The 12,782-nt window shown below is 60.3% G+C and carries 8 protein-coding genes; 2 read left to right on the top strand and 6 right to left on the bottom strand.

Going from position 1 to position 12,782, the window contains the following annotated elements:
• Positions 1-63: 63 nt before the first annotated feature.
• A complete protein-coding gene (locus tag HU752_RS23780; RefSeq protein ID WP_186681287.1) occupies positions 64-723 on the top strand; it encodes an alpha/beta family hydrolase in 660 nt (219 codons plus the stop codon).
• Between the two features lie 39 nt (positions 724-762).
• Here the strand turns inward: HU752_RS23780 and HU752_RS23775 are convergent, their stop codons facing one another.
• From HU752_RS23775 to HU752_RS23765, 3 genes are all read right to left on the bottom strand, one after another.
• A complete protein-coding gene (locus HU752_RS23775; RefSeq protein WP_186681285.1) occupies positions 763-1,494 on the bottom strand; it encodes a hypothetical protein in 732 nt (243 codons plus the stop codon).
• A gap of 40 nt (positions 1,495-1,534) precedes the next feature.
• Entirely contained in the window at positions 1,535-3,322 is a 1,788-nt protein-coding gene (locus tag HU752_RS23770) for an addiction module component (protein ID WP_186681283.1), read from the bottom strand.
• A gap of 103 nt (positions 3,323-3,425) precedes the next feature.
• Complete coding sequence (locus tag HU752_RS23765) at positions 3,426-5,351, bottom strand: hypothetical protein (protein ID WP_186681281.1); 1,926 nt, start codon at positions 5,349-5,351, stop codon at positions 3,426-3,428.
• 380 nt (positions 5,352-5,731) lie between these two features.
• On the opposite strand from HU752_RS23765, the gene HU752_RS23760 reads away from it, so the two are divergent.
• Positions 5,732-7,927 (top strand): autotransporter outer membrane beta-barrel domain-containing protein, encoded by a 2,196-nt coding sequence (locus HU752_RS23760; RefSeq protein WP_186681570.1) that lies wholly within the window; start codon positions 5,732-5,734, stop codon positions 7,925-7,927.
• A 67-nt stretch (positions 7,928-7,994) separates the two neighbouring features.
• On the opposite strand, the gene HU752_RS23755 is transcribed toward HU752_RS23760, so the two are convergent.
• The 3 genes from HU752_RS23755 to HU752_RS23745 all read right to left on the bottom strand — a co-directional run bounded on the left by HU752_RS23755 (position 7,995) and on the right by HU752_RS23745 (position 12,751).
• Positions 7,995-9,353, bottom strand: coding sequence for a hypothetical protein (locus HU752_RS23755; RefSeq protein WP_225920064.1), 1,359 nt, complete (start codon positions 9,351-9,353; stop codon positions 7,995-7,997).
• A gap of 828 nt (positions 9,354-10,181) precedes the next feature.
• A complete protein-coding gene (locus HU752_RS23750; protein ID WP_186681278.1) occupies positions 10,182-11,747 on the bottom strand; it encodes a methyl-accepting chemotaxis protein in 1,566 nt (521 codons plus the stop codon).
• 212 nt (positions 11,748-11,959) lie between these two features.
• Positions 11,960-12,751: a CPBP family intramembrane glutamic endopeptidase gene (locus tag HU752_RS23745; protein ID WP_186681276.1), complete on the bottom strand. Its 792-nt coding sequence runs from the start codon at positions 12,749-12,751 to the stop codon at positions 11,960-11,962.
• Positions 12,752-12,782 lie beyond the last annotated feature (31 nt).

Genomic DNA, 12,782 nt, shown 5'->3' with positions numbered 1-12,782 from the left:
GAAAGATCCCCCTTGCACGGGGCGTTACATATCTAGTGTGGGCAGTGAACGATGAGGAACGAGATGAGCGAACAGGCATGGCCAGGCAGGCACGGGTGGCTGCATGACGTGGCGACCACTGCAGACGCGGCGCCGACCCTGATCCTGGCCCACGGTGCCGGGGCACCGATGGACAGCGACTTCATGAACCATATGGCCACGCGCCTGGCGGCGCAGGGCATCCATGTATTGCGCTTCGAGTTTCCCTACATGGCGCAGCGACGCCTGGACGGCGGCAAGCGCCCGCCCAATCCGCAGCCCCGGTTGCTGGAGTGCTGGCGCGAGGTGGTCGAGGTCGTGCGGCAGCAGGTTCACGGGCCGCTGTTCATCGGTGGCAAATCCATGGGCGGGCGCATGGCCAGCCTGTTGGCCGATGAGCTCGGGGCCCAGGGGCTGGTCTGCCTGGGATATCCGTTCTACGCGGCGGGCAAGCCGGAGAAACCGCGGGTGGCGCACCTGGCCGATCTCGCCACGCCGACCCTGATCGTCCAGGGCGAACGCGATGCCTTGGGCAATCGCCAGGCTGTTTCAGAGTACGTGCTTTCACCCCGGATCGAAATCTGCTGGCTGGCCGCTGCCGACCATGACCTCAAGCCGCTCAAGTCCAGCGGTTTCAGCCACGAGCAGCATCTGGACAGCGCCGTGCAGCAGGTCCGCGACTTTATACTGCGCCAGCCAGCTTGAAGCCGGCAATCCCTGGCGGGACTGCCGGCAACACGGCCTTCAGGGCTCGAGGCTGACCACGACCCGGGTGGCAGGCGAATGCTTCGACCAGTTGCCGACCAGATCATGGATCTCGTAGCGCACTGGCAGGTTGGGAGAGCTGCCGACGGCTTCGACGATCTCCGCCGGGATGGCGATGAGCAGGTTGCGGTTCAGGTGTTCTTCGCGAAGGGGCGGATGATCGACCTTGCGATCATCCCAGGCCACGCTGACCTGGTCGCCCACGCTCATGTTCAGGTAGGGCGCCACGATCACGCTTACGCCCTGGGGCGAAGTGATCACCCCGACCGGCTGTACCTGCGGCGGTTGCAGGGCTTCGTTCTCGTAGGGCGTGGCAGGGTCGATGTCGACGCCGCCGGGGATTTCCAGTTTTACCCGGATGTGGGTGATGTCGGAGTCTTGCCAGGCACCGCCTGGAAACGGAGTGAAGCGATACCAGACGGGCACTGGCTCCGCGGCTGACTCGATATGCTCCACGTCCACTACCAGCGTGACGAAGTCGTTGATCGGCGGCTCGTCTTCCGGGTGTTCGTAGGTGCTGACGGGAGCGCTAGCGTCCCGCCAGTAGAGGTCGATACGATCCCTGGGCTTGAGGTCCAGCGGCCCGGCCAGCACTGGCAATGGTTTTGCCGGATCCTGTGTGTCGGCGGCACCGATACCGCCTGGATTGGCGCTGAGTACAAGCGGTTGAGGGAAGCTTTTCAGATTTTGCGGGTTGAGGTTCACGGACATGATCATGTCTCCGTAAGTGATGGAAAGATGAGGGCAGCGCTCAGGCACCTGTTGGACAAACACCGCTCACGCGCATGTCCACGTAGGCACCCTGGCGTTTCGAGTGGCCGGTTCCGCTGATGCTGTCGACGCTGAAGGTGGCTTCGGCGTGGCCGTAGCAATGGCTGTCCAGTACCGACCTTGGTATGCGCAGGTCATAACCGTTGCGGACCTGTTCCTCGTTCAGCGGGTTGGAGGTGTGCGGCCACTGGATCTTCCTGTTGCCACCTGCCAGGCGGTCGAAACCTTCGTAGAGGAAGTGGATGACATCGCCCAGCTTGATATTGAGGTAGGGGGCAATGTGCACCGGTGCGCCGTCACGACCGTTCACCGTATTGATGGCGCCGTGTTCGTTCAGGTCGGTGAATTGCGGTGCGTCGGGCCCCGGACGGCCACCGGGCAGTTCATCCCAGTTGCGCACGATGATGCCCTGCTCGGCCGACTTCGAGGTGTTCGGGTTGCCGGCCTGGGTGACGCTGTAGTGGATCCGGATATCGGTGCCGGTGCCCAAGGGGCGAAAGCGCTCGCCGGGTACTGTCAGGTTCAGGTCGCGACCGGCACTGACATCGCCGGCGGTGATGCGATAGGCGGGTTCGAACATTGCCTGTCCGCGCCAGTACAACTGTAGTGCCTGCCCTGCGATGAAGTCTTCGTTCCAGGTGATGATGGCCCTGGCGTCGCGCTCGAAATCGTCTGGTGAGATGAGGTTGTCCTCCCCATCGGGCGAGGCACCCCGGATCAGCGGTTTGTGCAGTTCGCCGGGAACCGGCAGCCGAACCTTGACCACGATGTCCTGCGGTAGCGAGTAGCCGATCACATGGCCCTCCCGGCTGAGTTCATACTCCAGGCGGACATCGCCGTCGCCAGCCTGCTCGATGTTCTCGAAAGGCACATCGATACGCAGGATGATCGGTTGTCCGAAGGTTTCGAGAGGGAACGGGCCCAGCGACACATTGCCCCAATGCAGGAGTATTCGGTCATCGGCCTGGACGGGGGCCGAGGTCGGAATCGCCACTTCGACACCCGCCTGCGCCTGTTCGCGATCGATGGGCTCGACGTAATCCTCGATGATGGGTGCTGGCAGGTCAGTCACCGGCTCGTTGAGCAGCAGCCGGACGTTGACCGCGACCGAGTCCTGGGAACTGTTGCCGGCCCGGTCGGTGACGTTGTAGTGCACCGGCCCGTTGAAGTCGTCCAACGATTCGAGAAACGCCCGGGAAAACTCGATGATGACCTGTCGAGGCTCCATGTCATCGTCGCCGACCAGTGCCTCGGGTCCCTCGGTGGCCCCCCAGAACGTTCTGACCCGGTCGCCGATGGCGAAGCCGGTGTAGCCGTGGACGACACCTGGGAGGACATCGCCCATCTCGGTCAGCTCCTCGGAGGTCAGGCCATCGCGGACCTCGGGCGGGAACGCCAGGGGGGCGAGGGAGGGGAGGCCGGGGGCGGTGGTGTCGATTTCCAATGCCCGAGGAAAGGACTCGCTGGATTGCTCGCTTTCGCTATCGGTCACCCGGAAAGCCAACTGATAGTGCCCTTCGACCAGTGCATTGACAGGAACATGCAGTTGCAGGGTGTCGCCTGGCTTGTCTCCGGGCTGGATGGAGAGGGATTCGCCAATGGGCTCATTGTTCCACAGCAATTGGTAGTGGTGGCGGGTCGAGGGATTGTTCCAGACAGGAAAGATCACCTGCAGTGGGGCGTTAAGCGCGCTGATGGGCAGTAAACCGTCCTCCAGGGCGGCGGGTACATCGGGGCGCGGGAAAATGGGAATGGAATGGGTACTCATGAGTGTTTCCTCGTGTTGGGGGTAGCCGCGGCCTTGCTGGAAAGGCCGCGGCGAGTTCCGCAGACGCTAGCTGTGATGACTGTCCAGGCCTACGGGCGATGGGTCAGGTTGCGGGCATTTCGGGACAGCCCGCACCAGGTCGGTCCATGCTGACCGGCGCTTCACCGGTTTCAGAGTTGGCAGGTTCCTGGTTGTGTTCGGGTATTGGCGTGACCCGATAGGTGATTTGTCCATAGCCCTTGCAGAGCCGGTACAGGTTGACCAGTGGTACCTGGATGGTCAGGCCGGTGCTGATGTTGGTGTCATTGACTGTTTCGGTCTTTTCGAAACGTGCTTCCGGGATGGGCCGGTAACTGAGGTCGAAGCCCTCGAAGACCAGGGTGACATCGTGGTTCAGCTTGATGTTTTGATAAGGCGGTATCCAGACTGGTGTGCCATCCGGATTCAGGCCTGGACTGATGTGGCCATTTTCGGCCAGTCGGGTGAATTGCGGCTTGGGCAGTCCATCCTCGCCACCTGGCTGTTCCATCTTCGAGCGCACAACCACGTTTTGTGGCTGACCCTGCGAAGGGTTGGGGTTGCTGTTGCGGCTGAGGCTGTAGGTCACCACGATGGCGTGGCCGGTGCCATGGTCCTTGAGCACCTGGTTGTCCACAGGAATGTCGATATCGACCCCGGCGTTGAACTCTTCCTGGCTGATTTCATGCCAGTCCGGCACCTCCTGGCTGCCCCAGTGCAGGTGAAGCCTGTCGCCGATACGCAGCCCATTGACCCAGCGGAAAATGGCTCGGGCATCCAGCTCGTAGTCGTCCGGATCAATGAGGTTGTCTTCTCGGTTGGGGTTGTCGCTGGTGCCCTGGATGGTCAGCGGTTGCAGGCGACCCTCTGGTAATGGCAGGGTCAGGTGGACCTGTACCGGCTGCTTCTCGGATGTGCCCTTGAGCTGCCCGTCGCTGCGACGGACCTCATAGTGGACATTGACCATGGCCTCGGGAAAACGGTTGATAATGTCGAACTGCAGCACTGGTGAAAGAATCGGGTTGTTGTTCTCTTCCCCTGCCTCGACTCGCACCGGCGGTAACGGGTTGTTGTCACCCCAGAAGAGGGTCACCATGTCGCCAGGCTGGCCGCCTCCCAGATAAAGTGGGATATCCACGGTGACACCGGCTTGTGCATCGTTGTAGTCGATCAATCCGCCCTGTTCCGGACTGGCCTGTTCGATGATCGGTGCATCCAGGTTGTCTGGGGCGTCGGCCAGCAGCAACTTGATGTGGCGCGCGACGGAGCGGTCCGAGATGTTTCCGGCCCGGTCGGTCACCAGGTAGGTCACCGGTTGGAGGCTATCGCCGACCTGGGCCTCGACGCTCTCTAGAAAGGAGCGACTGAAGATCAGGGGGACTTCCTCCAGCGCCATGTTGTCGTCACCCACAGTGGCAGTGGGGCCAGGGGTGGCGCCCCAGAACGACTGGATAAAATCGCCTACGGCCATGGTGCTGTAGCTGGTAACGACTACATCGAGTTGATCGCCCAGGTCGCTCAGTTCTGCGGAAGTCAGACCATCATCCACCTGCCGGGGGAAGTCCATTGGACCATGGCTGGGCAAACCGGGCTTGGTTGTGTCGATTTCGATCGGTTTGGGGAATGAAAAATTATCTTCACCGCTATCGTTGTCGACGACGCGGTATTCCAGTACGTACTGCTTGTTTTTGGGATTGGCTGGATCGTTTTTTTCGATCAGAAGTTCTTGGGGTAGATAGAGTTTTAGTTCGCGCTCTGGATTATCCAGATCCTCTTGTCTGATATCCACGGGAATACCTATGAGATCCCCGTCCCAACGCAGTTGATAGTTCTGTGCAGTCGAGGGTGCCGCCCAGAGCGGGAAGTTAACTTCCAACGGCGCATCGAGTGCGGTCAGGGGTAGCAGGCCATCTGCAAGAGCGTCCGGTACCGTGGGGATCGTCAGCAGTTTCTCGGCTGCTCGAGTGTAACCACTCTGGGTCAGAATAAGGCGGTTCTTGTGTTTGCACATGTTCTATATGTTCCTTTTTAGAGGCAGGAAGTATCAGCTTGCCGATGTTTTTCAGAAGCTCGCTCAATGCTGTTTCGTCTTTAAGTTATGGATAGGTATTTCTTCTATCTGGTTTCACGTAATCTTGTGAGTCTCTTGGTGTCAAGAGTGTTTTTGGTTTTTTTTCTGATTGTCTTTTTGGTGGCGTGTTTGTTGGCTTTTCTGTGAGCTGTTGCTCCAATTTTATTGGGAAAATTCCTACGGCTATTAGAGGTGGTTTGAATATTAAATTCAGGGGGTGGTTATCAGGCTATTACTTCTTGTTAGATGGAGAAGAAGTAATGCAGTACAGAAACTATCGGTTGCGTCCTTTCCGTGTCCGATACGAGGGCATTGGAAAAATGGCCTGGATCATCGGGGCAGTATTGGCCCCTCAGATGGGGTTGGCTCAAGGTAATGAGACTCAGGGTTTTGTGGAGGGCCGTTTGGAAACGGTGACCGCCGAGAGCGAGGTCACCTCATGGCATGTCGGTCGCAGCGGCGTGCTGGAGATCATCGAGGGTGGCGCAGCCACTCGCGTTACTGTCTCGGACTATGGCCAGGTGAGAGTCGATGGTGGTCGAATTACGGAAGGGTTGGCCCTGTCGTATGGCGCAAGAGCTGTTCTTGGCAATGCCGATATTCGCAACGACACCGGAACAGGTCTTGCTGTGGGGACCACTTTTCTACCGGGAGGGACGATTGCGCCTTCAAGAGCCGATGTTAGAAACAGCGTGGTTGCCGGTGCAGGATATGGAGCGCATGTATCGTTCAGGGCACGCCTGAGTCTTGATAACAGTCAGGTGATTGGTCGTGACCACGCTGGAGGGCCAGGTATCGGGGTGAAACTGAACGGTGGTTCGCTGAGCATGAGCAATGGCAGCCATGTGTTGGGTGACTCGCTTGGCCTGCAGATCAGCGGGCAATCGGGTGGGGTACCGGGAGACCCCGGTGACCCTCGGGAGTCGGATGTGATGATCGACAACTCGACCGTACAGGGGGTTGCCGGGCCGGCCATCGTCGCCCAGGACGCCATCACGGCGCGAATCACGGTGCAGAACAATGCCAGCCTTTTGGCGGGTAACGGGACCTTGCTGGATGTCGGTGGAAACAGTACGGTCGGCTTCACCGTCGATCATTCTGTCCTGAGCGGCGACCTGGTCGCCGATGACACCAGCACCCTGGACGTCACCCTGCAGAACAATGCCCAGCTCACCGGCAACCTGGTCAACACCAACAGTGTAGCCATCAACAGCGGCGCCAACTGGACCATGGTCGGCGATGCCGACGTCAAGTCATTGTCCCTCGCTGGCGGCAGCGTCACCCTGGGTTCGGCCGACCAGTTCCGCACCCTGTCGCTGGGCGAGTTGTCCGGTACCGGCCTGTTCAACATGCACGTCAACCTGCTGGACAACACCGGCGATCTGCTGAGTGTCAACGGCGAGGCCAACGGCGAGTTCCTGCTCAATATCGAGAACACCGGCCAGGAGCCCAACTCGCCGGACATCACGCCGTTGCACGTGGTGCATACCGAAGGTGGCGATGCCTGGTTCGATGTAGTGGGCGGTAGCGTCGACCTGGGAGCCTATTCCTACCTGCTGGAGAGGCAGGGTGACGACTGGTTCATCGTCGGCTCCGGCAAGACCATCAGTCCTTCCAGCCAGGCAGCCCTGGGGTTGTTCAGCGTCGGGCCGACGGTCTGGTACGGTGAACTCGCAACCTTGCGCAATCGCATGGGGGAAATCCGCACCAGCGGTGAAGGTGGGGGCTGGATACGTGGGTACGGCAATCAGTACAACGTTACCGCAGAGGCCGGATTCGGCTACAAGCAGCGCCAGACCGGCCTGTCCCTCGGGGTCGACCTGCCTGTACCGGTCAGCAATGGGCAATTGCTGGCCGGAGTCATGGCAGGCCACAGCGAGTCCGACCTCAGCCTGAGCCGTGGCAGTGCTGGCACAGTGGAGAGTGGTTACATCGGGGCCTATGGCACCTGGCTGATGGAGGAGGGGTACTACCTGGATGCTGTCGCCAAGTTGAACCGTTTTCGCAACAAGGCGGATGTGTCGATGACCAATGGCGTCAAGGCCAAGGGCAGCTACGACAACTTCGCCTATGGCGGTTCCCTGGAGTTCGGCAAGCATATCGGCTTGACGCCTGATGTGTTCGTGGAGCCTTACGCACAGTTGTCGGCAGTGACCGTCAGGGGAGGGCGCTACACCCTGGACAACGGTCTCAGTGCGCGGAACGACCATACCCAGTCTGTGCTCGGCAAGGCCGGGGCGACCTTGGGGCGCAACCTGCAATTGGCGGATGGCGGCTTGTTGCAGCCTTACCTCAGGGCGGCACTGGTTCATGAGTTTTCCCGCAGTGACAACACGGTGAAGATCAACGATATCTCGTTCGACAACAGCCTTTTTGGCAGTCGTGCCGAGCTGGGGGCGGGTGTTTCGGCAGCGCTGTCGAAGAGCACGCAGGTGCATGCCCATTTCGACTACATGAAGGGTGAACATATCGAGCAACCCTGGGGTGTGAACATCGGGCTGCGCTACGCTTTCTGACGGTTCTGCCAATCCCTCGACAAAACCCTCGACGATTCCTCGTCGAGGGTTTTTTCATGGGTGACGATCAGCGTACCTTGACCGGAGTCCGGGACGAGATATAGACGTCCGCTGGCAGCGAGGTGGAGCGTCCCAGGTTGTTGCTGACCTCGTAATGGGCCCGACCGCGTCCGTGCTCGACCGCCATCAGGCGGGCCAGTGGTACCCGGAAGCGGTAGCCGTAGCGCAGGTCGCGAGCAGTGACCACGTGCTCGCTGCTGTAGCTGGCCTTGTCGATCGGGTTGCCGCCCGTGAGGGCATCGAAGCCGCAGAAACGCAGGAGGATGCGGTCACCCTCTTTCATGTTGCGGTACGGGGCGATGTGTACCACCGTGCCTTCCGGGTCCTTGCGCGGGTCGACCACGTTGAGCACGCTGGCGCCACTGAACACCGGCTCCATCAGCCCTTCCTCGCCGCCTGGCAACTGGATCTGGAAGATCACCGCGACCAACTGCTTGGGGGAGTAGGACGTGTTGGGATTGTCTTCGCGGGTCACGGTGTACTGCACGCGGATATCCACCCCGCAGCCCTGCTCGACGATCAGGCTGTTCGGCACGTTGATCACCAGGTAGCAGCCGCTGTCGACGTCCTGCTGGTTGATCGGACGAACCAGGGGCTGCTGCGCCTTGCCCCAGAACAGGTTGATCCGGTCACCGGCCCGGAAGGCGTCGCGCCAGCCGATGACGACGTCGGCGGACAGGTGCGCGCTGTCTTCGTCCAGGTAGTTGTCCATGCTCTGGGCTGTCGGGTTCTTGCTCTTGACCACCGGTACGGCCAGGGCCTCGTTGACCAGGGTCTTTGGAGTCGGGTCCTGGGGGCCGGGCAGTTGCAAAAAAACGTCGAGTGCCAGGTCCGGGGAGACGAAGATCTCGCCGTTGCGGCAGACCTGGTAGTTGACCCGGGCTGGGCCATCGCCGTGGCGGGAGATGGACAGGTAGGTGACCATGACGTTGAGCAGCAATGGCTTGCCCAGTTCATGGGCACTGATCATCCGTTTGCCGCCGACCGGTTCACCGTTCCACAGCACGCGGATTTCGTCACCGATGGCAACGTGGTCGTAGGTGGGTACGGCGATCTTTACGCCCAGGCGTGCGTGCAGGTCATGCACCTGGCCATTCTCGATCTTCAGGGGCACGGGGGCTGCCAGGTTGGCCGGCAAGTGCTGCAGTTGCAGTTTGAGCGTCACCGGCTGCGAACGCACCGAGATATTGCCGGCCCGGTCTCGAACGCTGTAGCTGACGGCGAATTCGCCATGGCCCAGTTGTTCGAGGAAGTTGCGGTCGACGCTGAGCCGGACCTTGTCGGTGCCCACTTCATCGGCCTGGACCGTATGCGAGGGGCCCGCGTGTTCGCCCCAGTAACTTTGTATGACATCACCCCATTTCATGTCGAAGTAGCCTGGGATAATGGCGGTGAGTTGGTTTCCCAACTCGACCAACTCGCTGTTGGTCAGGCCGTCGAGGGCTATACTCGGAAGTATCACGGCGGCAAGTAGCTGACCTCCAGCAGGGGTGCGGTCGATAATCAATTGTGTAGGGTACGAGAGAGTCGATTCTGCATTGATGGTGTTGACGGCGATGTATTGCAGATTGTTTTTACCTTCTGTCGATAGTAACTGTTCCGGCAAGAGTAATGTAATTTGATCGCCAGTCTGGTAAGGCTCCATGGATACGGGCGTTCCTACCAGCTCGCCATTCCAGAGCAACTGACAGGTTTCTTCCGGTTGAAGGTAATTCCACAGGGTGATGGTGACTTCCAGAGGTTGGCTCAGTGCGGCAACCTGCAGCAGGCCATCCTCTGGAGCCGCTACTGCAACGACGGGGGCTTGTAGTGAAGTTTGCGGTTTTTGAATCTCCAAGTCCTTCATTAGGATAATCCTTTTATCTGATTGAGTGTTGTCAGGCATTTCCCACGATCAGACGCGTTACAGGTTTTTGAGAGTTATGCGCCGATGCGTGTGTTCTTGGCAAGTAAGGCATTCAAGTCTGAATGGGTGTTTGCTGACTGTGCGATATATTGCCAAGTACTCAACGAATATTAAGTCTCGGGTGTTGTCAAGAGCTTTGGGTTTTTTGTTTGTTGTTCTTGTTTTCTGTAAGTTTAAAGTTTTATTTTTTGCGGAAACTTCTTACTTTCAAGCAGGAAAAGTTTGTTTTTCAGGCAATAAAAAACCCGATGCCTGGCGGTCATCGGGTTTGTTCTACGCGCGTTGAACTCAGCGGTTGAAACGCTCCACCAGCGAGTATTGCGTATGCGCCGTGTGGGTCAGTTCCTCGCTCAGTTGCGCCGAGTTGTGCGCCTGCTCCGAGGTCTGGTCCGCCAGTTGCGCGATGGTGCTGATGTTGCGGCTGATCTCCTCGGCCACCGAGCTCTGCTCTTCAGTGGCGGCGGCGATCTGGGTGGTCATGTCGGTGATGTTGGCCACTGCCTCGCTGATACCCACCAGCGCCGCGTCGGCCTCCAGCACCCGTGCCACGCCTTCCTGGGCCTGGCGATGGCCAGCGTCCATGGTTTGCACGGCGTTGTTGGCGGTCTGCTGCAGCTTGGCGATCAGCGCATGGATCTGTCCGGTGGACTCGCTGGTGCGTTGCGCCAGTTGGCGCACCTCGTCGGCGACCACCGCGAAGCCACGGCCCATCTCCCCGGCGCGTGCCGCTTCGATGGCGGCGTTCAGCGCCAGCAGGTTGGTCTGGTCGGCGATACCCTTGATCACATCGACCACGCCACCGATCTCGTCGCTGTCCTTGGCCAGTTGGGTCACGGTACCGCCGGTTTCACCGACCACCACCGACAGTCGCTCGATGGCTTCGCGGGTTTCCCCGGCAATGTCGCGGCCGCGGCTGGTCAGGCGGTTGGCTTCCTGGGTGGCGTCGGCCGTGCGCTGGACATGGCTGGCGACTTCCTGGGTGGTGGCCGCCATCTGGTTGACGGCGGTCGCCACCTGTTCGGTTTCCTGGCGCTGGCGGTCGAGGCCGCTGGAGCTCTTCTGCGCCAGGTCGTCGGACTGCCGGGCCTGGGCGTTGAGGTGCTCGGCGGTATCCTGCAGACGGGTCAGGCAGGTTTTCAGGCGCGCTTCCTGGCTGAGGATCGACATCTCCAGGCGGGCCTGGGCACCGCGGCTGTCGGTGTACATCTGGGCGATCAGCGGGTCCGAGGTGGTCTGCTCGGCCAGGCGCAGCAGGCGCTTGAGGCCACGTTGCTGCCAGCTCAGGCCAAGCAGGCCGAGCGGTACCGACACCAGGGCGGCGAGGCCGAAGCCCCAGTGGGAATTGAGCCAGACGCCGATCAGGAAACTGACCTGGCTGACCAGGATGAACGGCAGCCAGTCCTGCACGATCGGCAGCCACTTGTCCCGGCGCGGAATCGCTGTCTTGCCCTGGTTGATGCGCTGGTACAGCGCCTCGGCCCGGCGGACCTGCTCGGCGGTCGGCTTGACCCGCACCGATTCGTAGCCAACCACCTGGCTGCCTTCAAAGACGGGGGTGACATAGGCGTTGACCCAGTAATGGTCACCGCTCTTGCAGCGATTCTTGACAATGCCCATCCATGGCAGGCCTTGTTTCAGAGTGTTCCACATGTGCGCAAACACCGCCGTCGGAACGTCCGGATGCCGCACCAGGTTGTGCGGGGAACCGATCAGTTCGTCACGGGAGAACCCACTGATTTCGACGAAGGCGTCGTTGCAGTAGGTGATCACGCCTTTGGCATTGGTAGTGGAAATCAACCGTTGCTGAGCGGGAAAGGTGCGTTCACGTTGGGTAATGGGTTGGTTATTACGCATGGTTTTTCAATCCGCAAGGCTTTGACAGGTTTTCGGCATGACAGGGGAAATGTTAAATATATTTTTCAACTTTCATGACCGTTTCATATTTGGCTCTTGCGTACTCGCACTCGTCCTTGAATACGAGTCGAACACGCCGGAAATTAACGAGTTCAGCCGCTCGCCCGGCTTTTATAGAACAAAAGTACCAGTTGGTACTTTCGTTCTTGTTATCACGGTTGCAACATCGGATAAGTAAAGAATACGAAGTGCACGGTATTAAGCGCGACATGGGCCAGGATGGCCGCGGCCAGTCCGCCGAAGCGATAGGCCAGACCATAGCCGACACCGGCCAGTGTCGCCAGCAGCACCCACTGCCAGCCCGCACCGACGTGCGCCAGCCCGAAGGTCAGCGAGGCGCCCAGCAAGGCCAGGGTTTGCCCCCGTGGCAATGACCGGAGGCAGCGGCTCAGGCCGCCCTGAATGTAACCCCGGAACAGCACCTCTTCGACCAGGCTCACCAGCAGCAGGTTGTTCAACAGCCACCACCCGCTCTGTTCGGGCCATTTCGGCGCCCAGTCGACGATGCCCAACAGGCAGGCGCTGCCCAGGGCGAGCAGCGCGGTCATGGCCCAGGCGCTGGTGGCGCTGACCAGCACGCGCCCCGGTGAGTGGCGGTTGACCAGCCAGGGACAGACCAGCAGCAGCCAGAAGCCGATCAGCGGCTTGTCCAGATTGAGGTACATCGTGAAGGGCACGGCATCGGCAGTCAGGCGCGTGGCGGCGATCACCCGGCCGTTCTGGAAGCCCGGCAGCCAGTGCAGGGCCAGGGCAATGGCCGTCAGCACGAACAGGCCGTGGCCCAGATAACGACCCACGCGGCTGCGGGGCTGCAGGGCGGCGGCGGCACTGACCAGCAGCAGGGCGAAGGCGAACAGGCTGGGCAGGCCCAGTTGGCCGACACTCAAGGCCAGCGCATAACCCAGGGAAAGCAGGGCCAGATAAGGCCAGGGCAGGGCGGACATGCAACTCCTTGTCTATACAGGCGGTCAGGGC

Origin of the sequence: Pseudomonas vanderleydeniana (genome assembly GCF_014268755.2) — a bacterium.
Classification (GTDB): Bacteria; Pseudomonadota; Gammaproteobacteria; order Pseudomonadales; family Pseudomonadaceae; genus Aquipseudomonas; species Aquipseudomonas vanderleydeniana.
This window is presented reverse-complemented; position numbering and strand designations above follow the sequence as displayed.